General features: G+C 67.7%; 21 protein-coding genes. 9 read left to right on the forward strand and 12 right to left on the reverse strand.

What is annotated here, in order from left to right; all coding sequences use genetic code 11:
* Positions 1-334: 334 nt before the first annotated feature.
* From NBE95_RS09860 to NBE95_RS09885, 6 genes are all read left to right on the forward strand, one after another.
* Positions 335-1498 (forward strand): ABC transporter ATP-binding protein, encoded by a 1164-nt coding sequence (locus NBE95_RS09860; protein ID WP_289893717.1) that lies wholly within the window; start codon positions 335-337, stop codon positions 1496-1498.
* Complete coding sequence (locus NBE95_RS09865) at positions 1489-2457, forward strand: ABC transporter substrate-binding protein (protein ID WP_289893718.1); 969 nt, start codon at positions 1489-1491, stop codon at positions 2455-2457. Before NBE95_RS09860 ends, NBE95_RS09865 begins: the two co-directional genes overlap by 10 nt.
* A 75-nt stretch (positions 2458-2532) precedes the next feature.
* Positions 2533-4191: an iron ABC transporter permease gene (locus tag NBE95_RS09870; RefSeq protein ID WP_289893719.1), complete on the forward strand. Its 1659-nt coding sequence runs from the start codon at positions 2533-2535 to the stop codon at positions 4189-4191.
* Entirely contained in the window at positions 4179-5210 is a 1032-nt protein-coding gene (locus NBE95_RS09875; protein ID WP_289893720.1) for an MBL fold metallo-hydrolase, read from the forward strand. Before NBE95_RS09870 ends, NBE95_RS09875 begins: the two co-directional genes overlap by 13 nt.
* A gap of 18 nt (positions 5211-5228) precedes the next feature.
* Positions 5229-5813, forward strand: coding sequence for a protein phosphatase (locus NBE95_RS09880; RefSeq protein ID WP_289893721.1), 585 nt, complete (start codon positions 5229-5231; stop codon positions 5811-5813).
* Positions 5814-6167: 354 nt separating this feature from the next.
* On the forward strand, positions 6168-6743 hold the full coding sequence (locus NBE95_RS09885) for a hypothetical protein (protein ID WP_289893722.1): 576 nt from the start codon (positions 6168-6170) through the stop codon (positions 6741-6743).
* Here NBE95_RS09885 and arsH read toward each other — a convergent pair.
* The 4 genes from arsH to lipA form a co-directional block, all read right to left on the reverse strand.
* The gene (gene arsH, locus NBE95_RS09890) at positions 6677-7384 is read right to left on the reverse strand and encodes an arsenical resistance protein ArsH (protein ID WP_289893723.1); all 708 of its coding nucleotides are present in this window, start codon (positions 7382-7384) and stop codon (positions 6677-6679) included. The two genes, NBE95_RS09885 and arsH, sit on opposite strands and share 67 nt — an antisense overlap.
* On the reverse strand, positions 7381-7740 hold the full coding sequence (locus tag NBE95_RS09895; protein ID WP_289893724.1) for a metalloregulator ArsR/SmtB family transcription factor: 360 nt from the start codon (positions 7738-7740) through the stop codon (positions 7381-7383). Before NBE95_RS09895 ends, arsH begins: the two co-directional genes overlap by 4 nt.
* A 143-nt stretch (positions 7741-7883) precedes the next feature.
* A complete protein-coding gene (locus tag NBE95_RS09900) occupies positions 7884-9209 on the reverse strand; it encodes an MFS transporter (protein ID WP_289893725.1) in 1326 nt (441 codons plus the stop codon).
* 540 nt (positions 9210-9749) lie between these two features.
* Positions 9750-10697 (reverse strand): lipoyl synthase, encoded by a 948-nt coding sequence (lipA, locus tag NBE95_RS09905; RefSeq protein WP_019351764.1) that lies wholly within the window; start codon positions 10695-10697, stop codon positions 9750-9752.
* Between the two features lie 142 nt (positions 10698-10839).
* On the opposite strand from lipA, the gene NBE95_RS09910 reads away from it, so the two are divergent.
* Positions 10840-11388, forward strand: a complete 549-nt coding sequence (locus NBE95_RS09910; protein ID WP_289893726.1) for a peroxiredoxin — start codon at positions 10840-10842, stop codon at positions 11386-11388.
* 76 nt (positions 11389-11464) lie between these two features.
* Here NBE95_RS09910 and NBE95_RS09915 read toward each other — a convergent pair whose 3' ends face one another.
* Positions 11465-12649, reverse strand: coding sequence for a DUF6456 domain-containing protein (locus NBE95_RS09915; protein ID WP_289893727.1), 1185 nt, complete (start codon positions 12647-12649; stop codon positions 11465-11467).
* Between the two features lie 213 nt (positions 12650-12862).
* On the opposite strand from NBE95_RS09915, the gene NBE95_RS09920 reads away from it, so the two are divergent.
* The gene (locus NBE95_RS09920; protein ID WP_289893728.1) at positions 12863-13195 is read left to right on the forward strand and encodes a DUF6477 family protein; all 333 of its coding nucleotides are present in this window, start codon (positions 12863-12865) and stop codon (positions 13193-13195) included.
* Here NBE95_RS09920 and NBE95_RS09925 read toward each other — a convergent pair.
* Entirely contained in the window at positions 13182-14765 is a 1584-nt protein-coding gene (locus NBE95_RS09925; protein WP_289893729.1) for a helicase HerA-like domain-containing protein, read from the reverse strand. The genes NBE95_RS09920 and NBE95_RS09925 overlap by 14 nt on opposite strands.
* 505 nt (positions 14766-15270) lie before the next feature.
* On the opposite strand from NBE95_RS09925, the gene NBE95_RS09930 reads away from it, so the two are divergent.
* A complete protein-coding gene (locus tag NBE95_RS09930; protein ID WP_289893730.1) occupies positions 15271-16032 on the forward strand; it encodes an invasion associated locus B family protein in 762 nt (253 codons plus the stop codon).
* A gap of 75 nt (positions 16033-16107) precedes the next feature.
* Here the strand turns inward: NBE95_RS09930 and NBE95_RS09935 are convergent, their stop codons facing one another.
* From NBE95_RS09935 to hisN, 6 genes are all read right to left on the reverse strand, one after another.
* Complete coding sequence (locus tag NBE95_RS09935) at positions 16108-17652, reverse strand: DegQ family serine endoprotease (protein ID WP_289893731.1); 1545 nt, start codon at positions 17650-17652, stop codon at positions 16108-16110.
* A gap of 210 nt (positions 17653-17862) precedes the next feature.
* Positions 17863-18114 carry a hypothetical protein gene (locus NBE95_RS09940; protein WP_289893732.1) on the reverse strand — a complete coding sequence of 84 codons (252 nt, stop codon included), beginning with the start codon at positions 18112-18114 and terminating at the stop codon, positions 17863-17865.
* A 61-nt stretch (positions 18115-18175) separates the two neighbouring features.
* Entirely contained in the window at positions 18176-21796 is a 3621-nt protein-coding gene (locus NBE95_RS09945; protein ID WP_289893734.1) for a vitamin B12-dependent ribonucleotide reductase, read from the reverse strand.
* A 425-nt stretch (positions 21797-22221) separates the two neighbouring features.
* On the reverse strand, positions 22222-22779 hold the full coding sequence (locus NBE95_RS09950) for a 5-formyltetrahydrofolate cyclo-ligase (protein ID WP_289893735.1): 558 nt from the start codon (positions 22777-22779) through the stop codon (positions 22222-22224).
* Positions 22764-24149 (reverse strand): magnesium transporter, encoded by a 1386-nt coding sequence (gene mgtE, locus NBE95_RS09955; protein ID WP_289893736.1) that lies wholly within the window; start codon positions 24147-24149, stop codon positions 22764-22766. The genes NBE95_RS09950 and mgtE overlap by 16 nt, the downstream gene beginning before the upstream one ends.
* A 75-nt stretch (positions 24150-24224) precedes the next feature.
* Positions 24225-25040, reverse strand: coding sequence for a histidinol-phosphatase (gene hisN / locus NBE95_RS09960; protein WP_289893737.1), 816 nt, complete (start codon positions 25038-25040; stop codon positions 24225-24227).
* Positions 25041-25087 lie beyond the last annotated feature (47 nt).

Below are 25087 nucleotides of genomic sequence, written 5' to 3' on the forward strand. Positions count from 1 at the left end.
CGCCGCGAACGGATCCCAGCGGCCATGCGCGGCTTCTTTCACCAGGTTCGCATCGCGCCAGAAAGGCCCCGGACCATAAGGCCAGCGCCTCGCCATCAGCAATGTAGGGATCTCGTTGACAGGAAGGCCCACTCATTGCCGGATATCAGGTTGCGCGCCAAGATCTTCTTCCACCAGAGATGATCTGGAAGCACAGGCCGCCGACCGGGGGAATCCCTTTCGTCGACACGGCCCGACATTGCCGCGGTTCATCAAGATTTTACAGAACGACTACGCTGCTGTCATGCCGCCGCTGCATCAGTCGCGCCGAACCGACAGGAAAGGACCGCGCGGCATGACGGGTTTGCGGCTGTCGAACATCGGCAAGAGCTATGGCGACACCAGGGTTCTGTCGGGTATCGACCTTGACATCGCGGCAGGCGAATTCGTGGCCGTGCTTGGCCCCTCGGGCTGCGGAAAGACCACACTGCTGCGGCTGGTTGCAGGCTTTGATCGACCCGATGAAGGCAGCATCGCTTTGGGCGACCGGCAGGTGGCGGGCGGACATGTCATGGTGCCGCCCGAAGGGCGCGGCATCGGCATCGTGTTTCAGAATTACGCGCTGTGGCCGCACATGTCGGTGGCGGAAAATGTCGGCTACGCGCTGAAGGTGGCGCGGCTGCCCCGGGCCGAATGCGAGGCGCGGGTGGCCCGCGCGCTCGCCACGGTCGATCTGGCGCCCTTGGCCGGCCGTCGCCCGGCGGATCTGTCGGGCGGGCAGCGCCAGCGGGTGGCGCTGGCGCGCTGCCTGGCTGCCGGTTCGGATCTGGTGCTGCTGGATGAGCCGCTTGCCAATCTGGATGTGCATCTGCGCGCCGCGATGGAAGACGAGTTCCACCGCTTCCACCGCGAAAGCGGGGCGACGCTGGTCTATATCACCCACGACCAGTCCGAGGCGATGGCCCTGGCCGACCGTATCGCGGTGATGGACAAGGGCCGCCTGCTGCAATGCGCCAGCCCCCGGCAACTGTATCGCGAGCCTGCCGACGCCACGGTGGCAGGCTTCATCGGTGGCGGGCTGGTGCTGCCGGTCGAGGGGCTGCGGCCCATGGCGGGCGGGCTTGCCATGGCCGATCTTTTGGGAACGCGCGTCCGGCTGCGCTGCCATGCCGGGGAAACCGCCCGGCCGTTGGCCATGGCCTCCACCCATCCTGCCGATATCCAGCCTGCCCATCCGGGCGAAGCCGGCATTCCCGCCCGTGTCATCGCCCGCAGCTATCGCGGCGGCAGTTGGTCCTATGAACTGCGTCCAGAGACGGATCCGTCCCTTCGGCTGCCCATGGTGCTGCCCGACGCGGCCGCCCCGCCCGAACCGGGCGCGCGCCTTGATCTGGCATTCCGCGACCTCTGGGCGATTCCGCTTCCCGGCACCTCTGATCCCGGCGCCGCGCCGGGCCATTCCTCCTCCTCCTCCTCCACCACCACCACGCATCCTACGGAGCAATTCCAATGCGCATGACTGTCACCACCCTTGCCCTGATGCTGTCCGCGACCACGGTGTCGGCGCAGACCAGGCTGACGCTCTATACCTCGCAATCGCCGGAAATCGCGCAGCAGACCGTCGACGCCTTCATGGCCAAGCATCCCGACATCACCGTGGAATGGATGCGCAACGGCACCTCGCAGCTGATGAACATCCTGACCGCCGAGCAGCAGGCCGGCGGCATCAAGGCCGATGTGCTGCTGGTCGCCGACAGCATCAACCTGGGCACGCTGAAAAGCCAGGGCCTGCTGCTGGCCTGGCCCGAGGCCCCGGTCGAAGGCATCGACCCGCTGATGTATGATGCCGACAAGACCTTCTTCGGCACCAAGATCTCCTCCACCGGCATCGTCTACAACACCCAGATCGCCGCGCCCGTCACCGGCTGGGCCGATCTGTTCCGGGATGCCAATGCCGGCCAGATCGTCGCCCCGAGCCCGCTTTATTCCGGCGCGGCGCTGGTCCACATGCATTCGCTGCTGCAGGACGCCGCCCAGGGCTGGGGCTATTACCAGCGTCTGAACGCGCTTGGCGTGGTGCCCGAAGGCGGCAATGGCCCGGTGCTCAAGGCCGTGGCCGGGGGGCAGGTGAAATATGGCGTCAACATCGATGCCGATGTGCTGCGCGCCAAAAAGGCGGGCTCGCCGGTGGAATTCGTCTACCCGACCGAAGGCGCCAGTTTCTTCACCGAGCCGGTGGCGATCCTTGCCGGCACCGATCAGGTCGAAGCGGCCCGGATCTTCGTCAGCTTCGTGCTGTCGGAAGAGGGCCAGAAGCTCGCCGCCGAACAGGGCTACATGCCGGTCGATCCCAAGGTCGCCTCGCCCGAGGGGATGCCCGCGCTGTCCGAGATCAAGCTGCTGCCGCTGGATGCCGACCGCGCGGTGGCCGAGGATGCCGAGGCCCGCACCACGTTCACCGAGATCTTCGGCGGCTGACCGGGGATGACCTCGGTTCCGAACAGCACGGGGGCGCCGCGCGCGCCCCTTTTCAGGCTTTCCTCCGACAGGATCGTGCTGGCCCTGCTGGCCGTGCTAATCCTGTCGGTTTCCGTGGCGCCGATGCTGCGGCTGGCGCAGGCGGCGCTTTTCGATGATGGCGGGCTGGCGATCGAGCGGCTGGCGAAGCTGTTCTCGCGCCCGCAGACCGGGGCTGCGATCTGGAACACCATCCAGATTTCTCTGGCCTCGACCCTGGTTTCCCTGCTGGTCGGCACGGTCTTCGCGGTGATCATGGTGCAGACCGACCTTGGCGGCAAATCGGCGCTGGTGTTTGCCTTCGTGCTGCCTTTGATGATCCCGCCGCAGGTGACGGCCATGGCCTGGATTCAGGCCTTCTCGCCCTCCGGCCCGGTGCTGGGCGTCCTTGGCCTGTCGATGGAGGCAGGCACGCGGCATCCGTTGTATTCCAAGGCCGGGATCATCCTGCTTCTGGGCATCTACAATGCGCCGCTGGTCTATCTGGCGATGCAGGCCAGCCTGCGCCGCATTCCGCTGGATCTGGCCGAGGCGGCGCGCGCCGCCGGCGCCGGTCCGCTCCGGGTGCTGCTGACGGTGATCCTGCCCTTGGCACGCGGCGGCATGGTGGCGGCGGCCAGCCTTGCCTTCGTCTCGGCCATCGGAAACTTCGGCATTCAGGCCATGCTGGGCATCCCCGCGCGCGTGCCGACGCTGATCACCCAGATCTATCAGCAGATCAACGGGCTGGGGCCAAGCGCCCTGCCGAACATGGCGGCGCTGTCCCTGGTGCTGACCGCCCTGACCGTGGCGGGCGTGCTGCTGGCCGCGCGCGCGGGCGATCGCAGCGACACCCGCGTCGATCTGGGCAGCCGCCCCCTGACGCTTCCGCTGGGCCGGGCCGGGGCCGTGATCGCGGCGCTGCTTTGGGGCTATCTCATCGTCTCGCTGCTGCTGCCGCTGTCGGCGCTGCTTCAGACCTCGCTGGTCCCCGCCTACGGCCTGCCGCTGACGGCGGAGACGGCGACGTTGAAGAACTACGTCTCGGCGCTGTTCCAGCAAGTGTCGCTGCGCGATGCCTTCGTCACCTCGCTGTGGCTGACGCTGGTCACCATGGGCTTCCTGATGCTGGCCTCGGTTTTCCTGGGCTATTTCCTGACCTGGCGGCGCGGGCCCTTGGTGCGGCTGCTCCAATTCGGGTCCGAGGCCGCCTATACCCTGCCGGGCATCACGCTGGGCGTCGCGATGATCCTGCTGTTCCTGCGGCCGTTGCCGGGGGTCGGGGTGTCGATCTATGGCACGCCCTGGATCATCCTGGCCGCCTATGTCGCGGGTTTCTTCGCGCTGGCGCTGCGCCCGGTGCTGTCGGGCTATGCCCAGATCGACCGCGCGCTGGAAGAGGCCGCGCAGGTTGCGGGCGCAGGTTTTCTGCGCCGGATGCGCGACGTGATCTGGCCGCTGATCGCACCGACCGCCATCGCCGCCGCCGTGATCGTCTTCATGACCGCGATCAACGAGATCCAGACCTCGATCCTGCTGATCTCCTCGGGCACCCGCACCATCGGGCCGATGATCATCTTCCTCGAGGAAGGCGGCGCCTCGACCCTCGCCGCCGCCGTGGGGTGCCTGATGATCCTGGGCGTGCTGGCGCTGATGCTGCTGTCGACGGCGCTGTCGCGCTTCCTGCCGAAAGGCGTGTTGCCATGGCAGTTCTGACGGCCTTCAGCGGCTTGGGCGGCAAGTCCCCGGCAGCCTTCCTGCTGGAGATTGCCGGGCGCCGCATCCTGCTGGACCTGGGCGAGGGGCCGACGCCGGGCCAGCGGCCGGATCTGCGGGGCATCGGACGGGTCGATGCGATCTTCCTGTCCCACGCGCATATCGACCATGTCGGGGCCATCGACCTCTGGCCGCGGCTGGGCTGTCCTCCGGTTTTCGCCACCCGCGCCACCTTCGATGCCCTGCCGCTGCTGGGCCTGCATCTGCCGCGCCACGCCTGCCACGCCCTGCCGCTGCAGGGTCCTGCGCAACTGCTGGACCTGCCGGCCCGGGTCGGACGCAACGGGCATGCCATGGGCGGCATCTGGCTGCATCTGCCGCAGGAGGGCGGCGCGCTTTACATGGGCGACTGGAGCCGGGAATCCGGGCTTCTGCCCCTCGATCCTCCGCCCCGGGCAGATCTGGTGGTCACCGATCTTTCCTATGGTGACCGCGATCAGGTTTTGGCCGAGCAGGTGCAGGCGCTGGCGGACAGCGTTGCCCCCGGCATGGTGCTGCCGGTGCCGATCCTCGGGCGTGGCGCGGATATGGCGCTGCGGCTGTCCGCACTCGGCCTGTCGCCGGTCGTCTGTCCGCAGGTCCGGGCCGAGCTGCAGGGCGCTTTGCCCAGCCTGCGCAGCATTTCCACCGCGTCGGAGGCCCGGGACGGCGATGTGATCATCGCCGCGGACACCGAGCGGCCCGGCGATCTGGTGTCAGGCCTGATCGCCGATCCGCGGGGCTGGCGGTTCCTCTTTACCGGCCATGTTGCCCCCGGCAGCCCGGCAACCCGGTTGATCGCCGAGGGTCGCGCCAACCGGCATCCCTGGAACGTGCATCCCCGGGCCCGCGATCAGCTCTGGCTGGCGGAAATCACCGGCGCCAGACATCTGGTTCCCGCCTTCGGGGCGTTGGACGAGGCCCCTGAACTCGCCCGAGCCCTTGCCCCGATCTGGCGACCGGACCGCATCTGCCCCTGACAGAAGAAAGCCAAATCCATGCTGATCGAGGAAACCCCCCGCGAGCGAGCCGAGAATGACACCGCGATCCTTGTTCCGGTCCATGACCTGGTCTTGCCTCCCGGCCGGATCTGCCGTCTTCACGTCGGCAATCTGGCCGGCGCCAGCGATGGCGCCGCGCTGTCGGACGCCGGCATCACCTCATCGCTGAACGTGTCGCTGAACGTCGATGTCGGCCCCCTGCCACTGCCCGACGGCACCCATATGCGCCGTGCCAAGGTGGGGCTGATCGACGGGGCCGGCAACACGCCCGCCCATCTCGCCGCCGCCGTGCTGGCCCTGGAAGGGTTGGTCACGCAGGCCAGTCCCGGCAAGCCGCACTATCCCGCCCATCGCGCCGGCCATGTGCTGGTGCATTGCCGGGGCGGGCGGTCGCGATCGGTCATCGTGCTGGCGATCTATCTGCATCTGCGCGCCGTCGGGACGTTCCCGACGCTGGACAGCGCGGTGTCCCATATCCGCCGGGCGCGCGGCAATTCGGACATCTACCCGCTGCCTCCGATGCTGGATCTGGCGCGGGTGGTTCTGGCCAGCGCGGGCCTGCCCGCCCTGCTGCACGGTTAACCCTTCCCCTGCAGGAGCCGTTGCCGCCTCGCCGCCCGACCCGGACTACCCTATGCTCCAGGATCACAGGCGCGGCAGATCAGCCGCACCATCGCCGGGAAGACCGCATATCGGATTCTTATCGGATCATCCTCGCATCCGGCTTGACCCCAAGGAGAGTTGAGGATGCGCGATCCGAGGGGCCGGCCGAAAGCGCAAGGAATGGATCATGGCACAGCATGACCGGCAGGGCGCCGCGGCGATCAATGGGGGCCGCTCCGGCGGTTCGTCGCAGCAGGCGGGCTGACCAATCCGGCGGACGGGATCGCCAGCATCGCCTGGGCCTGGACGGCGTCGCTGCTGACGCGCGACCCGGTGCTGATCGCCCTGGTTGCCGTGGCGCTGCGGCTTCCCTGGGTCCTGTTCGCGATACCGGCCGGGATCGTCACCGACAGGGCCGTCCGGCGCAGGCTCATCCTCGGCATGGATGCGCTGCGGGCTGCGGCTTTCGGCGGCGCGGCCGTGGCGCCCTGGTCGGCCTTGCCGCTGACCGCGCCGCCGCAGGTCGGGGTGTCCTCGACTCCCGCTTTCGTGGCGCTGATCCTTGCAACCCTGACCGTTGGCGCGGCCGACCGCACCCTTCTGGGTGGCCGCAACTGGCATCGCGCTGGTCACCGTGATCGGATGGCAACCGCTTGGAACAGGTCTCGGCCGCCGGCTGTCCCGGAACGGCTAGTTCCTCGACAGGTGGGAACTCTGCCCCGCCTCTGCGACATCAAGCTGGACGTGAGCGACCCGGCGCCGGCAGGGCCAAAGATCCTGTCGCGGGACGCGAACTCGGCGCCCTGCCCAAGGCGGATGGCCTTAGAAGAAACATCTCCGGATCAGGTTGCGGCCTTCAGGTTCACCCGTTCCTCGAGCTTCGCCGCGGCTTCCCTGCGCTCGCTGTAGCGGTCGGTCAGGAAGGCCGACAGGTCGCGGGTCAGCAGGGTGAACTTCACCAGTTCCTCCATCACGTCGACGATGCGGTCGTAATAGCTGGACGGCCGCATCCGCCCGGTCTCGTCGAACTCCTGATACGCCTTGGCGACCGAGGACTGGTTCGGGATGGTCAGCATCCGCATCCAGCGGCCAAGCACGCGCATCTGGTTCACCGCGTTGAAACTTTGCGAGCCGCCCGAAACCTGCATCACCGCCAGCGTCCGCCCCTGCGTCGGCCGGATCGCCCCCAGGGCCAGCGGGATCCAGTCGATCTGCGCCTTCATCACCCCGGTCATCGCGCCATGACGCTCCGGGCTGGTCCAGACCTGGCCTTCGGACCACAGGCACAGATCGCGCAATTCCTGCACCTTGGGGTGATCGGCCCCGGTATCCTCGGGCAGCGGCAGGCCGTGGGCATGAAACACCCGGGTCTCGCAGCCGAAATGTCGCAACAGGCGCTCGGCCTCCAGCGTGGCGAAGCGGCTGTAGGAGCGTTCGCGCAACGAGCCGTAAAGCAGCAGGATGCGCGGCGGATGGATGGCACGCGGCAGTTCGGGGATCGCGGGCGCACGCAGGCAGTCGGGTGCCAGGTTCGGCAGGTCGGGGATCATGGGCGCGCCTCCTTCCGGGGGGTGCAGGCACAGGACAGTCCGGCCGCCACCGGCGCGCAGATGTCCGGGTGACCGTCGCAGCAGTCGCGCAGGAGAAACTCGATCAGCCCGGTCAGCGTCGGGAAGACGGCGCTGTAGATGATGAAGCGCCCCTCGCGCCGGGACCGGATCAGCCCGGCATGTTCGAGATGGGAGAGGTGAAACGACAACCCCGAGATGCTCGCGCCGCCGATGGCCTCGCCGATCGCGCCCGCCGCCATACCCTCCGGCCCTGCCCTGACCAGCAACCGGATGATGCGCAGCCGGGTTTCCTGCGACAGCGCCGCGAAGCCGGCAAGGGCATGCTGCTCTTCCATGAAATCAACCCTTCAAGATGTATTGAAATATATGGGCGACGGCCCGATGCTGTCAAGGCAACGCAGTCGGGTGCGATAGGATCTGCGGCCCGTCCTGCGCTGCGGGCCGCCTCGACGGTCATGGCCCGAACGGAGAGCCGCCGTCACCGCAAATGCTTGCCCTTCGTCTCTGGCGCCCAGAGGATCGACAGTACCAGCCCGAGCAGCGGGAAGCCCGCCATCATCACCAGCGTGGCCGAGAAGCCGAACTGCTGCAGCAGCCAGGGCAGAAGATAGGTCACCCCCGCGGCCGAGATCCGCGAAAAGGCCGCCGAGAAGCCGACGCCCGTCGCCCGCACATGCGTGTCGAAGATCTCGGGCGGATAGACGAACTGGATGTTGTTCGCGGCCGGGGCGACGAACATGTAGACCGCGAAAAGCGCGATGACCGCCCAGCCTGGCGCCTGCGGGAACAGCCCCAGCGCCAGGAAGGTCAGCAGCACGATGACGAAGGTCCAGATCACGAAGCCGCGCCGGCTCATCCAGTGCAGCAGGAACACGCCGAACACCGCCCCGGCGATCTGGATGGCGTTCAGCGACATGTCCACCGCCGTGGCATCCTTCAGCCCCAGCGACTCGAGCACCGGCGCCATGAAGGTGAAGATGCCGAAGAACGGCCCGACCTGGCAGAACCAGAAAAAGCCGGAATAAAGCGTCTGCCGCCAGGTCTCGGCGGTGAACAGCTCGCGTGGCGATGCGTGCTTGGCGTTCAGATCGACGTCCGGGATGGCGTATTCCGCGCCGAAATGCCGCTCGACAATGGCCTGCGCCTCGGCGTCGCGGCCGCGTGCCTTCAGCCACATCGGCGTCTCGGGCAGGGTCATCCGCAGCGCGAAGGTGATCAGCGCCGGCACCCCGCTCGAAGCCAGCAGCATCCGCCAATTGTCGCCGTCATAGAACGCGCCGACGATGAAGGCGACGGTGAAGCCCACCTGCCAGCCGATCGAGAAGCAGCCCAGCAGCACGCCGCGGCCCTTGCGGCGCGAGAATTCCGCCAGAACCGAGGAGCCCACGGCATATTCGACGCCGATGGCCAGCCCCAGCGCCAGCCGGATCGCCACCAGTTGCCAGACATCCTGCACGACGACCTGCAGCAGCGACAGCAGGATGAAGGCCGCGAGGTTCCAGGCGAAGACGGGCCGCCGCCCGAAACGGTCCGCCAGATTGCCGAAAAACAGCCCGCCGATGAACACCCCGATCAGCGCGCTCGCGGCGATGAGACCCTGGCTGATCGCCGAAAGCTGCAGTTCCTGCTTGGCGATGGAAAGTGCCGGCCCGACGATGCCGAGGACATAGCCGTCAAGCGCCGCGCCGCCCAGGACGGCGGCGGCCGCGACGACATGGATGGGCTTGAGCGGCGCTTCGTCGATGAACAGCCGGCCGGAGGCGTCGCGAGTCGCGGCTGCGCCGGGCAAAATGGATATCGCCATGAAACATACCTTCCTGGGTTCAGAATCGGGCGTTCGCTGAAGGCTGGCGAAAGCTCCGCAATGCGTTGTCGTGGTGTCCATGGCCCTCCACCGACGGGCTCCTCCGCAGGTCCATGGCTCCCCGGCCGGGCTTGCCGGGAAACCCCGGCGACACGCCCCCTATCCTCCCCCGAATGCTCATCGACCTGGCCGACCCACCGACCGGACCGCGTGCCACCGCTGGTTCCGGCAGGTGCGATCCCGATCGGCCAGGCGGATGACCGGTCGTGTTGGCCCTGGATGTCTTGGCACCCGGACACGGGCTTATTTCCCCGATCGCCACTTTGCGGCAAACGAGAATATTCTGCTCAGTTGCATTAGAAATTCTAGCGCAGCCCGCCATCGGCCATGCGCACCGGCGGAAGGCCCGGTGCCACGGGTTGCGGAGGCTGGGCTTTCAAATGAAATCCGCTCCGGCTGCCGTTTCCGGCGGCCGAAGCGGATCGTGGTTCCGGGGAAAGACCGGGCGCGAGGCGCCGGCCCGTCCGTTTTCAGATCGCGTCAGGCGTGGCCCAGCTTTTCCAGCCGCGCCTGACGCAGCCGGGCGAAATCGTCGCCGGCGTGATACGAGGACCGCGTCAGCGGCGTCGCAGACACCATCAGGAAGCCCTTGCCATAGGCGGCCTTTTCGTAGCCCTGGAACTCCTCGGGGGTGACGAAGCGGTCGACGCGGTGATGCTTGGGCGTCGGCTGCAGATACTGGCCGATGGTGATGAAGTCGATATCGGCGGCGCGCATGTCGTCCATGACCTGCAGCACGCCCTGCCGGTCCTCGCCCAGGCCGACCATGATCCCCGACTTGGTGAACATGGTCGGGTCCAGCTCCTTGACCTTTTGCAACAGCCGCAGCGAGTGGAAATAGCGCGCCCCGGGCCGCACGGTCGGGTAAAGCCCGGGCACGGTTTCCAGGTTGTGGTTGAAGACGTCGGGCCGCGCCTCGACCACGGTCTCCAGCGCGCCGGGCTTCGACTTCAGGAAGTCCGGGGTCAGCACCTCGATGGTGGATTTGGGCGAGCGGTGGCGGATGGCGCGGATGGTCTGGGCGAAATGCTCGGCCCCGCCGTCGTCCAGGTCGTCGCGGTCGACCGAGGTGATGACGACATGGTTCAGCCCCAGCTTCTGCACGGCATGGGCGACGCGGCCCGGCTCGAAGGTGTCCAGCGCATCGGGCCGGCCGGTCTGCACGTTGCAGAAGGAACAGCCGCGGGTGCAGATCTCGCCCATGATCATCATGGTGGCGTGGCCCTGGCTCCAGCATTCGCCGACGTTCGGGCAGCCCGCCTCTTCGCAGACGGTCGAAAGGCGGTGTTCGCGCAGCAGGTCGCGCGTGTCCTTGTAGCCCTGGCTGGTCGGCGCCTTGACACGAATCCAGTTCGGCTTTTTCGGCTGGGGCTGGTCGGGACGATGGGCCTTTTCGGGGTGGCGCAGAACCGGGGGCATATCCGCCATATCGGCATCCTTTGCTGGGGTCGCCCGAACTTAAGGGTTTTTCGGGGCTTGATCAACGCCAATGCAATGTGCATCTAGAGCCCGTCGATGCCGCGCCGCAGCATCGACCGAAAGGGAGGAGCGGATGACGAAAGGACCAATCATGAAACAAGGCGATCTGCTTCCCCACGTGACCTTCCAGACCCGCGTCCGCGACGAATCCGTCGGCGGGCCGAACCCCTATCGCTGGCAGCCGGTGACCACCGCCGACTATTTCAAGGGCAAGCGCGTGGTGCTGTTTTCGTTGCCGGGCGCCTTCACGCCCACCTGCTCGACCTACCAGCTGCCGGGCTTCGAGAAGGCCGCAGCCGAGATGGCCGAGCTTGGCATCGGCGCGATCTATTGCATGTCGGTCAACGACAGCTTCGTGATGAACCAGTGGGCCAAGGCCCAGAGCCTGCAGAACGTCAAGGTGATCCCCGATGGTTCGGGCGAGTTCACCGACAAGGTCGGCATGCTGGTGCGCAAGGACAATCTGGGCTTCGGCGCCCGCAGCTGGCGCTATGCCGCCGTCATCAACGACGGCCGCGTCGAGGCCTGGTTCGAGGAACCCGGCCGCTGCGACGACTGCCCCGAGGATCCCTATGGCGCCAGCTCGCCGGAATCGGTGCTGGAATGGCTGCGCGCCAATCCGGCCAAGGCCGCGGCCTGATCCGGACTGCCGGACATCGACAAGGGCGCCTGCCGGGCGCCCTTTTTTCATGGACCGGGATCGCGGACGCGCCAGTCTAGCCGATCAGCGGCGCGCCCGGGCCGTAGATCTGGCGATAGTGCTGTTCCAGGCGCATCAACCCCAGCCGCAGCACGATCTTGCCCGAGCGCGCCGACCAGCCCAGCCGGCGCTCGGTCATCTCGATCCCCTCGAGGAAGCAGCAGACCCGCAGGCACATGTCGCCCATGCCGGGGCCGAGTTCGCGCAGCGCCGCGGCGACGCGGTTGCGCGCCCCTTCCGAACCGCCACCATGACCGGACAGGGCGCGTGACACGTCGATGCCGGCGGTCAGGAACCGATCCCAGTTCTGGGCGATGCGCGGACCCATCTGCGCCAGCTCGAAATCCTCGCGCAGCCGCTCTCCGGCCGCCACCAGCTCCGGCGCCAGGAAAGGCCGCCCGTCCGGTTCCCGCCGCCGCGCCAGCATCAGCAGCGGGCTTTCGGCGATGTTGACCCGGGCGCGACGGCGGCGGCCGTCCTCGGGGTCGGTGATCTCGCGCTCGTCCCATTGCCGGTGGCGGTCGGCATGGCCGAAGCCGGCGGCTTCCTCGGCGCAGCCCATGGCTTCGGCCGCCGGCTCTGCAATCACCGGCGCGGCCATGACGAAATCCTCGCCCTGCGGCAGGGCATGACCGCGCCGCGCCGCCAGCATGGCGCGCAACGCCTCGCGCCCCGGACCCGAAAGCGCGTAGCGGCTGACCCGGCCCTGCCCCAGCAGCTGCACCCAGCCGCGGATCGCCATGTGCTCGGCCAGTTCGCGGTCCAGGATGGCGGTGCGGATCTCGTCCCGCACCACGATGGCCTTGTCCATGCCGTCGGCCACCACCATCTGCGCGCCGGGTTCGGCAAGCCGGCGCAGGATGCGGGCGATCTGCTTCGTGCCGACCCGCCCTGGCCCGGTCGCCGATCCATGGCCCGCCGCGCGCTCGATCGCCCGATCGACCAGCGGATCGTCGCGCCGCGACTCGAAGCGGCGGATGCGGCGCAGGATGGTCGAGGCGTGGCAGCCGGTCTCGCGCGCCAGCGCGCGGATCGACACGCCGCTTTCGACATGGCGCAGGTACAATGTCAGATCGCTGTCCTCGGTCTGCGGGGCCGGTGCGGGTTCGGGCCGATTGCAGGCCGCGACCCCGAAGCCGGCGGGCAGAGCGGCGATCGGGGCTTCCGGGGCGAAATCTCCCGTCAAAATCGTCATGGTCATTCCTTCGCTTCCTGCAGACAAGCGGACAGTGCTCGCCCATGGGTTGTTTCATGCCTCGTCAGACCGGCAGGGGTTCAGGCCGAGATGCAGCAATGATTGCTAAACAATTCCTAAGGATTCCTTGCCACGGCGCGCGCTGGTCGCCGGCTGGGCGCAACACACGCATCGGTTGTGCAAAATTTTCCGAAATCGAGGCAGAACGGGAAAATCGCCATGACGATGATGGGCAATGTGATCGCCTTCCAGCCACGCTGCGCGCAGCCGCGCCTGCGCCGGCCCCGGCTTCTGGCGCAGGCGGCGCGGCTGGGCCTGCCGGGCTGGAACCGCCGCCGCGACCTGCGCCGGGTGCTGAAATGCGAAGAACTGCCGGCGGCCGGCGCCGCCCTGCAGCGGCTGCATGCCGAGGAGGAGCAGCTGGACGCGATCCGGCGCGCGGGCGGCGCCGGCTATGACGTGCACCGCCACATCATGCTGCTGATCGCCATCCTGGCCGAGACGGCCGAGGTCGCGCCCCGGCCGGTCCCCAGCCCGCTTACTTGCCCCTGAACAGCGACCCCAGGACACCGCGCACCAGCGCCTGGCCGGTCTTGGTGCCAAGCTGGCGGGCCAGGCTCTTGCCGAAGGTCACGGCGATCGAGTCGCTGTTCGCACTGCGGCCGCCGCGTGCCCGGCTGGCGGGCTCGCGCGGGATCTGGACGCCCGGGTCGTAGCGCCGGGCCCGGGTGTATTCGCGATCCATCTTCCACAGATCCTCGTCCGCGCCCTTGGCCCCGGCATCGGCGCTGCCCGAGGCGGCGGTCTCGGCGCGGCGGGCCAGCAGTTCGGCCGCCGACTCGCGATCCAGCGTCTTGCCGTATTTCTGCGCCATGGACGAGGCGGCGTTGATCGCGGCGCGCTCGGCATCCGGGATCGGGCCGAGCTGCGACAGCGGCGGGCGGATCAGCGTGCGCTGCACGATGCCCGGCACGCCCTTGGCCTCCAGAAGCGAGGTCACCGCCTCGCCGGTGCCTACCGCCTGGATCGCCTCGGCGGTGTCGAAATCCGGGTTCGGCCGATAGTTCTGCGCCGCCAGCTTCAGCGCCTTCTGGTCCTTGGCGGTGAAGGCGCGCAGCGCGTGCTGCACCCGGTTGCCCAGCTGGCCCAGCACCGATTCCGGCAGGTCGGCCGGGTTCTGGCTGATGAACCACAGGCTGACGCCCTTGGAGCGGATCAGCCGCGCCACCTGCTCGATCTTGTCCACCAGCGCCGGCGGCGCGTCGTCGAACAACAGATGCGCCTCGTCGAAGAAGAAGGCGATCTTCGGCTTGTCCGGGTCGCCCACCTCGGGCAATTGCTCGAAAAGCTCGGACATCAGCCACAGCAGGAAGGTCGCGTAAAGCCGCGGCGCGTTCATCAGCTTCTCGGCCGACAGGATGTTGATCATGCCCTGCCCCGAGGCATCCAGCCGCATCATGTCCGCAAGCTCCAGCGCCGGCTCGCCGAACAGCAGGCCGCCGCCCTCGTTCTCAAGCACCATCAGCGCGCGCTGGATCGCACCCACCGAGGCGGTCGAGACATTGCCGTATTTCAGCGACAGCGCCTTGGCGTTCTGCCCGACCCAGACCAGCATGGCCTGCAGATCCTTCAGATCCAGCAGCGCCATCCCTTCCTCATCCGCGACGCGGAAGGCGATGTTCATCACCCCCTCCTGCGCATCGGTCAGCCCCATCAGCCGCGACAGCAGCAAGGGGCCCATCTCGGCCGGGGTGGTGCGGACCGGGTGGCCGCGCTCGCCCCAGATATCCCAGAAGGTGACGGGAAAGGCCTGGTAATCCAGCGCCATGCCGATCTGCTCGGCGCGCTTCCGGAAGCTCTCGTGCAGCTTGCCCTCGGCCAGGCCCCGCTTGGCGATGCCGCCCAGGTCGCCCTTCACATCGGCCATGAAGACCGGGACGCCGGCGCGCGAGAACGATTCGGCCAGGGTCTGCAGGGTCACCGTCTTGCCGGTGCCGGTGGCGCCCGCGATCAGCCCGTGGCGGTTGGCGTATTTCAGCAGCAGGCCTTGCGGCTGCGCATGATCCGCACCGCCGCCGCCCAGGAAGACCGTCCCGGCCGCCAGATCGACGATTTCTGTCATTTTCCCTCCACGGATCGGCAAAAAAGCGCAAGTCTCGGACAAAAGGAGAATACAACCGTAACGATTTTGTGCCAGTCTGTTCCTGTCGGACCGCCGCCATCACGGACGGCCGACTTCCTCCCTGTTGGACTGCCGCGCCTCCGGGCGCGGCATTTTTTTGCCGGACTGCCTCTTTCATGATCCGATCACAGGCCGGTCATCACGATGTCACAATATGTCGATTAGGATAGTTGACGGACCCATTTCCTGGCTCTAGCTTTCCGCTCAATGATGACCTGCCAGTCCGGCAGGGAAGGTAAGCATGGGGATCCGGGGCGGCAGTCTTATGCCTCGGGTCCCTCTGCATTTCCGGGTTTCCGACCCTGCCGTCGACCCGGTTTCCGGCACGATCCTGCCCATTCCGGCGCGGCACGCAAAGGTGACGCCGCGCGATGCGATCCGCCCTGACAAGCCGCCAAGCCCGTGCTAGGAGCGGATCCGATGCATGGACCAAAGGAAGAGAACCATGGCCAATAGGACGTCCGCGGCATTGATCGCCGCCCTCTTCACCCTGGCTGGCACCGCCGGCAGCGTGATGGCGCAAGAGGCTGCCCAGACCCCGGCGCAGCCTGCCGCAGAAGCCCCAGCCAGCGAAGCTCCCGCCAGCGACACCCCGGCAACGGAAACCCCGGCAGCGCAAGCTCCGGCGGTCGCAGCCGCCCCCGCCGCCGATGGCGAGCCCAAGGTGGGCCAGCCTTATGCCAAGTCGACGCATGGCGACTGGACCCTGCGCTGCATGAAGACCGAAAGCGGCAAGGATCCCTGCGAGCTTTACCAGCTGCTCAAGGACCAGAACGATTCGCCGGTGGCCGAGGCCTCGGTTATCCCGATGACCGGCAATGTGCAGGCGGTGATCACCTTCATCGCGCCGCTGGAAACCGATCTGCAGGCCGGGCTGGGACTGCAGGTGGATGCCGCCAAGGAAGCGCGCTATCCCTTCATGCTCTGCGCCCAGGTCGGCTGCATCTCGCGTATCGGCCTGGCGGATGCCGAGCTCGGCCCGCTGAAAAAGGGCAACAAGGCTACGGTCTCGGTGCTGCCTTTCGGTGCGCCGAAAGAGCAGCTGGTCAAGCTGGACCTGTCGCTCAAGGGCTTCACCGCCGGCATGACCGCGCTGGCCGATGCGAACAAGGATCTTGCCCCCGCCGCCCCGGCCGAAGCCCCCGCGGCAGCCGCGCCGGCCGAGGCCCCCGCGGCAGCTGCGCCGGCCGAGGCGCCCAAACAGTAAGCCCATAAGAAACGGGGCGCCGAACCGGCGCCCCGCTTGCTGCGGGCCGGGGTTTCCCGGCCCTTTTTCATGCGCTCATTCCACCGGCAGGGCGACGAAGCGCGGCTCGCCGGCGCGGCGCACCATGATCAGGATCGACTTGCGGCCGGCATCGCGGGCTTCCTTCACCCGCGCCTCCAGATCGGCCAGCGTGGTGACGGGCTGTTGCCCGGCCTCGGTGATCAGGTCGCCGGGCGCCAGGCCCTTGTCGGCAGCGGCACCGGTCGGATCGACCGATTGCACCACCAGGCCCTGCGTCTCGCGCGCCACGCCCAGCTCGGCGGCAAGCTCGGGGGTCAGAGGCGCCAGGGCCATGCCCATCAGGTCGCTGGCGGTCTCTGCGGCGCTGTCCAGCTTGCCGCTGCCGGTGCCTTCGGCCAGCTCGCGCCGGCCCAGCGTCACCTTCAGCTCGACCGGCTTGCCGTCGCGCTGCACGGTCACGTCCACCGCCTCGCCCACCGGGGCGTCGGCCACCCGGCGGACCAGATCGCGCGGATCCTTGACCTCGCCGCCGTCGAAGCTGGTGATCACGTCGCCCGACTTCATCCCCGCCTCGGCCGCAGGCCCCGAGGGCACGTCGGTGACCATGGCGCCGCTGGCATCGACCAGTCCCAGCGAGTCGGCGATGTCCTGCGTCACCGGCTGGATCTTCACGCCCAGCCAGCCGCGCCGGGTCTCGCCATATTCTTCGAGCTGCCCGACCACCTTGCTGACGACGTTCGACGCCATCGAGAAGCCGATGCCGATCGAGCCGCCATTGGGCGACAGGATCGCGGTGTTCACCCCGATGACCTCGCCATCCATGTTGAACAGCGGCCCGCCCGAGTTGCCGCGGTTGATCGCCGCGTCGGTCTGGATGAAATCGTCATAGGTGCCCGACAGCGCCCGGTTGCGGGCCGAGACGATGCCGGTTGAGGCCGAGAAGCCCTGCCCCAGCGGGTTCCCCAGCGCCAGCACCCAGTCGCCGACCCGCGCCTTGTCGCTGTCGCCGAACTTGACGAAGGGCAAGGGCTTGTCGCTTTCGACCTTCAGCACGGCGATGTCGGTCTTGTCGTCCTTGCCGATCACCTTGGCCGGCAGCGTCTTGCCCGAGAAGAACTCGACCTCGATCTCGTCGGCCCCCTCGATCACATGGTTGTTGGTGACGATCAGCCCCTCGGCCGAGACGACGAAACCGGACCCCAGCGCGTTCGAGCGCTGCTCGGCCATCGGGCCGCGGCCGAAGGGGCTGCCTTCGTCGCCCGGAAAGCCGGGAAAGCCGAATTCGCGGAACAGGTCGCTGAACGGGCTGCCTTCGGGCAGTTGCGGTCCGCGCACCAGCGGCGTCGCGACGGTCGCGGTCGTGGTGATGTTCACCACCGCCGGGCTGACCTGTTCGACCAGGTCGGCAAAGCTCTCCGGCATGACCTGCTCCTTGCGGGCCCGGCTTTCCGGCGCGGCAAGCGGCTGGTTCTCGTTGGCGGCTGCCTGCGCGGCCTCGGTGCCGGGGCTGGCGGCCTGCTGGGCGATGGCGGGCGAGAAGGCCATCAGCAGGGCAAGGCCCGAAGCGGTCAGAAGATGACGGGAAGAGGGTTTGTTCATGTGGATTCTCTCCTTCCATGCCGGGGCGGCTCTTACAGGCGCCACGGCAATATGCTCATGTTCAAGGGGATTTTCGAGCCCGTTGCAAATGAACCACGCTCGCAAAGGATGAACTGATCGTGACTTGCGGGCAATGCCGGTTCCGGCGCCGCAGATGAAAAAAGTTCCGCGTCGGGGGACGCGGAACAGGCTCGTCGCAGCGATGATCCTTCAGTGCAGTCGCGCCGCCTCACCAGCGCAAAGCAGCGTGACCAGGGTCGAGGCGCCGCGCATCTCGATCCCTGCCACGTCCATCGGCCGGCGATCCAGGCCGCCGCCCAGCAGCTCGACCCGGCCCGCGCCGTGAAAGGCCGCATCCAGCAGCGACAGCACCGCATCGCCCCGCAACTCGGCCTCGACCCCGCCGGGGATCGGGTGGATGGCGGCGGGGATGATGCGCCGAACGCCGACGAGCAATTCCATGGTTTCGCCCTTTCCTTCGGGGACGGGTCCGGCCGCGCCATGCGCCCGGACCGCGTCCGGTTCAGCTGCAGCCGCTGGTCGCGCCGCAGGTGTTGCACTTCATGCAGGTGCCGTTGCGGACCAGCGTGTAATTGCCGCATTCGCCGCAGGGATCGCCCTCATAGCCCTGCATCCGGGCCTTGGCGCGCGCATCCAGGGTGACGACGCCCACCGCGGCCGCCGTGCCCTCGGCGGTCGAGACCGCCGCGACCGAGACCCCGGATTGCAGCGCCACCAGATCTTGCGGCAGCCGCTTGCGCAAATAGCCGGTCGAGCTGATCTGCCGCAGCATCTCCAGCGAACGCGAGGCGCCCTCGCCCACCGGGGCGATGTTGGGCTGGCTTTCGCTCTCGCCGCCGCCCAGGTCGTCGAAGCGCGCGCCCTGCGGCTTCACATGCGCAAGGTCGGTGCGGTCCAGATAGCTGACCGCCAGTTCGCGGAACACATAATCCAGGATCGAGGTGGCGTTCTTGATGCTGTCATTGCCCTGCACCATGCCGGCCGGCTCGAAGCGGGTGAAGGTGAAGGCGTCGACGAACTCCTCCAGCGGCACGCCGTATTGCAGGCCCACGGACACGGCGATGGCGAAATTGTTCATCATCGCCCGGAAGCCCGCGCCTTCCTTGTGCATGTCGATGAAGATCTCGCCCAGCTTGCCGTCGTCATATTCGCCGGTGCGCAGATAGACCTTGTGGCCGCCGATGATCGCCTTCTGGGTATAGCCCTTGCGGCGCTGCGGCAGCTTCTCGCGATGGCTGCGCACCGCCTCCTTGACGATGATCTTCTCGACCACCTTCTCGGCGATGATCGCGACCTTTTCCTGCACGCTGCCGCTGGCCAGGATCTCTTCGGCCTCCTCGTCGTCCTCGACCAGCGCCGAGGCCAGCGGCTGCGACAGCTTGGAGCCGTCGCGGTAAAGCGCATTGGCCTTGATGCCCAGCGACCAGCTCAGCTCATAGGCGGCCAGGGCATCGGCGATGCTGGCGCTGTTGGGCATGTTGATGGTCTTGGAGATCGCGCCCGAGATGAAGCTCTGCGCCGCCGCCATCATGCGGATATGGCTGTCCACCGACAGGTAGCGCGTGCCCTTCTTGCCGCAGGCATTGGCGCAGTCGAAGACCGGGTAATGCGCGGGGTCCAGATGCGGCGCCCCCTCCAGCGTCATGGTGCCGCAGACATGGTCGTTCGCCGCCTCGATCTGCGCCCGGGTGAAGCCCAGATGCCGCAGCAGGTCGAAGCCCGGATCGTTCAGCTTGTCGGCCGGAATGCCCAGGGTCTCGCGGCAGAAGGTCTCGCCCAGCGTCCACTGGTTGAAGACGAAGCGGATGTCGAAGGCCGAGGCCAGCGCCGCATCGACCTTTTCCAGCTCGCGCGGGCCGAAACCATGGCCGATCAGCGCGGCATGGTTGATGCCGGGGCAATTGCCAAGGCTGGCGTGGCCCACGGCATAGGCGATGATCTCCTCGATCTGCGCCGAGCCGTAACCCATGGTCTCCAGCGCCGCCGGGACCGAGCGGTTGATGATCTTGAAATAGCCGCCGCCGGCCAGCTTCTTGAACTTCACCAGCGCGAAATCGGGCTCGATGCCGGTGGTGTCGCAATCCATCACCAGCCCGATGGTGCCGGTGGGCGCGATCACCGTCGCCTGGGCATTGCGGAAGCCATGCTCCTCGCCCAGGCTCAGCGCCTCGTCCCAGGCGCCCTGCGCCAGCGCCACCAGCCGCGGATCGGGGCAGTTCGCGGCGTCCAGCTCGACCGGGCGCACGTTCACCCCATCATAGGCGCCGGTGCCATGCGCCGCCGCGCGGTGGTTGCGGATCACCCGCAGCATGTGGCGGGCATTCTTCTTGTAGCCGGGGAACGGCCCGAGTTCGGCCGCCATCTCGGCCGAGGTGGCATAGGCCACGCCGGTCATGATCGCGGTCAGCGCCCCGCACAGCGCCCGGCCCTGTTCGCTGTCATAGCCCAGGCCCATGTTCATCAAAAGGCCGCCGATATTGGCATAGCCCAGACCCAGGGTGCGGAAATCGTAGCTGCGCTGCGCGATCTCCTTGCTGGGGAACTGCGCCATCAGCACCGAGATCTCCAGCGTGACGGTCCACAGCCGGCTGGCATGGACATAGCCGTCGGCGTCGAATTCCTTGCCGTCCCAGAAGGTCAGCAGGTTCATCGACGCCAGGTTGCAGGCCGTGTCGTCCAGGAACATGTATTCGCTGCACGGATTGCTGGCGCGGATCGGCCCGTGTTCCGGGCAGGTATGCCAGGCGTTGATCGTGTCGTGGAACTGGATGCCCGGATCGGCGCAGGCCCAGGCGGCATGGCCGATCTGGTCCCAGAGCGCGCGCGCCGACACGGTCCTGGCCACCTTGCCGTCGGTGCGGCGCAGCAGCTCCCAGGGCAGATCGTCGCGGACCGCGCGCAGGAAGGTATCCGTCACGCGGACCGAGTTGTTGGAGTTCTGCCCCGAAACCGAGACATAGGCTTCCGAGTCCCAATCGGTATCATAGGTCGGGAACTCAATCGAATCAAAGCCCTGCCGGGCATATTGCAGAACCCGGTTGACATAGGTCTCCGGGATCATGCTGCGCTTGGCCGAACGGATCGCCGATTTCAACGCCGCGTTCCGGGCCGGGTCGGTGGCATCCTCGATGCTGCCGTCCCAGCCGCGGATCGCGGCGAAGATCTCGTTCAGCTTCCGTTCGTGCATCTTGGAGCCAGCCACCAGCGAGGCGACCTTCTGCTCTTCGATGACCTTCCAGTTGATGAACTGCTCGATGTCGGGGTGATCCATGTCGCAGATCACCATCTTTGCCGCGCGCCGGGTCGTTCCGCCCGATTTGATCGCGCCGGCTGCGCGGTCTCCGATCTTCAGGAAGCCCATGAGCCCCGAAGATTTGCCGCCGCCCGACAGTTTCTCGCCCTCCCCTCGAAGGGACGAAAAATTGGTGCCCGTGCCCGAGCCATATTTGAAAAGCCGCGCCTCGCGGACCCACAGGTCCATGATGCCGCCCTCGTTCACCAGGTCGTCGCTGACCGACTGGATGAAGCAGGCATGCGGCTGCGGATGCTCATAGGCGCTGTCCGACTTGACCAGCTTGCCGGTCCTGTAATCGACATGGAAATGGCCCTGCGACGGCCCGTCGATGCCATAGGCCCAATGCAGCCCGGTGTTGAACCATTGCGGGCTGTTCGGCGCCCCCATCTGCGCCGCCAGCATGAAGCGCATCTCGTCGTAATAGGCGCGGGCGTCTTCTTCGTTGGAAAAATATCCGCCCTTCCAGCCCCAATAGGCCCAGGCGCCGGCCAGCCGGTCAAAGACCTGCCGGGCGCTGGTCTCGCCGCCGAAGCGCGCCTCGTCGGGCAACTGCGCCAGCGCCTCCTCGTCGGGAACCGAGCGCCACAGGAATTCCGGCACGCCCTTTTCCTTGACGCGCTTGAGCCGCGCCGGCACGCCGGCCTTGCGGAAATATTTCTGGGCGATCACGTCCGAGGCCACTTGGCTCCAGCCCTGCGGAACCTCCACCGCCTCGTTGCGGAACACGACCTTGCCGTCCGGGTTGCGGATCTCGCTGGTGGTGGTGATAAAGGAAAGCGCGCCATAGGCGCCGCTCTCGGCCGTGGTAAAGCGCCGTTCAATCCTCATGCCGGACTGTCCCCCATTCCTGGCCCCGCTGTACGCCGCAGAGCGCCGGCCCCCGCCGCAAGGCACGGGTCAGGCGACCGTCGGACGGCAGCCGGGAAGCCTTATTCTTGAACCAATCGCCGCATTGGGCCGGGCCGGATCGCGTTGCCGTATCGGGCACTAGATCTGGTGGCCTTGCGAGCCTGGAACACAAACTGGCGCGAGACGTCCTGCAATTCAATCCATTTTTTCGCTGGACTTTTACGGCGTTGCGCTGGGCTTCCCCAAGCACGAGATTCGCTGCAACCGCAGCGTTAACAAGTGGAAATTTCCCGTGCTGCGCGAAAATCCGAATGATCTGGCGGGCTTCCCCGGATCGGTTCAGGCGCTTTCCACAGGATTATCCCCAGGCCGGAACCGTCAGGGTTGCAGCTTCGTTCGCAAATTCACGCCAGGGGATTTTTGCGCTGCGGCAGGATGACGCCCCTGTCGGTCACGATCAGATCCAGCGGCTGGTCGGTGGGCTCGACGGGAATCGCACGAATCTCCTGCACGGCAAAGGCGAAGCCGATCGCCACGGCGCCGCCCTCGGCGCGCAGCTTTTCCAGGGTGCGGTCGTAGAAGCCGCCGCCATAGCCCAGCCGGTTGCCCTGCCGGTCGAAGCCGGCCAGCGGCACGATCAGCACCTCGGGCCGCAGCACCGGCGAATCGGCGGGCGGATGGCTGGTGCCGAAACTGCCGGCCTCCAGCCGCCCGTCCCAGGCGCGGAACACCAGCGGCCGGGCCGGGCCGGGCACCACCGGCAGGCAGACCGGGCCGTCATGCGCTTCCATGGCCGGGCGCGGATCGGCCTCGTCCCGCATCGGCCAATAGCCGGCCAGCACCTTGCCGCGATGCGGGGCCAGTGCCGCGATCAGGTGCCGCGCCATGGCCCCGGCGTCGCCGCCCTGCCCCCGCGCCGCCAGCGCCTGCTGCCGCAATGCAGCCTTCAGATCAGTATCCATGAAGCCAGTCCCAGAAATGCGAAGAAACCCATCATGTCGGTCATGGTGGTGACAAAGGTGCCCGAGGCCAGCGCCGGGTCCAGCCCCAGCTTGCTGAGGCCCAGCGGCACCAGCACGCCGCCCATTGCCGCCACCACCTGGTTGGCGATCATCGCCATGCCCAGCACCAGCCCGATCTGCAGGTTGCCCAGGATGACGGCGCCGGCCATGGTCAGGATCACCGCCAGGCCGAGTCCGTTGAGCATCCCCGCCATCAGCTCGCGCAGAACCACGCGGCGGGCATTGGCGTAGGTCAGTTCGCGCGTCGCCAGCGCCCGCACCGCCACGGCCAGCGACTGCGTGCCGGCGATGCCGCCGGTCGAGGCGACGATCGGCATCAGCGCCGCCAGGATCACCAGCCGCGCCAGCGTGGTTTCGAAGCGCGAGATCACCAGCGCCGACAGCGAGGCGGTGCACAGGTTGATCACCAGCCAAGGCAGGCGCTGGCGCGCGGTCTGGAACGGCCCGTCCGAGACGTGGCTGTCGTCCGACACCCGGGCCATGCGCAGGAAGTCCTCCTCGTGCTCCTCGTCCAGCACCGACATGGCGTCGTCGATGGTGATGACGCCCACCAGCCGGTCGTCGTCATCGACCACCGGGGCGGAAATCAGGTGGTACTTGTTGAAGGCATAGGCCACGTCGCCCTCGGCCTGCCGGGCCGAGATGGTGCGGAAGCTGCCCTCGGTGATGTCGCGCAGCGCCACGTCGCGGCGCGAGGCCAGCAGCTTGCCCAGCGTGACATAGCCGGTCGGATGGCGGCGCGGATCGACCAGCACCACGTGATAGAACTGGTCGGGCAGCCATTCCTCGGCGCGCAGGAAGTCGATGGTCTCGCCCACCGTCCAATGCTCGGGCGCGGTCACCACCTCGGATTGCATCAGCCGGCCGGCCGAATATTCCGGCCAGGTCAGCGAGCGTTCGACCGCCGCCCGGTCCGATTCGTCCAGCGCCGCCAGGATGGCCTGCTGCTCGGGCTCCTCCATGTCCTCGATCAGGTCGACGACGTCGTCGCTGTCCATCTCGCGCACGGCCTCGGCCAGCACCTCGCGCGGCAGCTGCTCGACCACCTCCTCGCGGATCGATTCGTCGATCTCGGACAGGATCTCGCCGTCGATCTCGCCGGAATAGAGCTGCAGGAAGACCCGCCGCCGCGCCGGGTTCAGCTGCTCGATCAGGTCGGCGATGTCGGCGGCGTGCATCGGCTCCAGCGCCGCATCCAGCGCCGGCCCGTCGCCATCGTCGATGGCCCGGTTGATGGCCTCCATCTCCTGCCGGCTGGGCTGGAAATCATCCTCGGGGGCATCGGTCTCGGCTTCGCGGGGCTCGGTCATGGCTGGCTCCTCGGAGTTCGGGTCCTGGGACGAGGATTGCGGTTGGCGGCACCATAGGGGGCTTGTGCCCGGGCCTCAATCGCCGTTCAGAAGCGCCAGCGCCTCGGCATGCAGTTCCGGAGAGCCGGCGGCGATGATGGTGCCGCCGTGATGGGCGGGCCCGCCCCGCCAATCCGTCACCACGCCGCCCGCCGCCTGAATGACGGCGATGGGTGCGGCCACGTCATAAGGCTGCAGCCCCGCCTCGATCACCAGATCGACATGGCCGGCGGCCAGCAGCGCATAGGCGTAGCAGTCAAGCCCGTAGCGCACCAGCCGCGCCCGCGCCGCGACCCGGGAAAACGCCGCCTGCTCTGCGGCCGAGCCGACCTCGGGATAGGTGGTCATCAGCGTCGCCTCGGCCAGCGCCACGCCCTGCCGGCTTCGCAGCGGCACCTCGCCCGCGCGCGAGATCAGCCGGGCGCGGCCCAGGCCGCCCTCGAACCGCTCGTCCAGATGTGGCTGGTCGACGATGCCGTAGATCGGGCCCTGCGCATCGCTCAGACCGATGAGCACGCCCCAGCTGGGCGCCCCGGCCATGAAGGCGCGCGTGCCGTCGATGGGGTCGAGGATCCAGGTCAGGCCGCTCTGTCCGTTCTGGACACCGTATTCCTCGCCCAGGATGCCGTCCTCGGGGCGTTCGGCGGCCAGGATGGCGCGCATGGCGCGCTCGCTGGCCCGGTCGGCCTCCGTCACCGGATCGAATCCGGTGCCGGCCTTGTTGTCGGGACGCAGCGCCGGGCTGCGGAACAGGCTAAGCGTCTCGGCCCGGGCGGCATCCGCCAGACGGTGCGCCACGGCCATGATCCGGTCGGCCCCTTCGACAGGGATTCGGTTGTTCGCGCTTGTCATGGCCTGCCCCCGAGGATGTCCTGGGCGCAGGTTTAGCCGCACCGGCC

Source organism: Paracoccus sp. TOH (assembly GCF_030388245.1).
Classification (GTDB): Bacteria; Pseudomonadota; Alphaproteobacteria; order Rhodobacterales; family Rhodobacteraceae; genus Paracoccus; species Paracoccus simplex.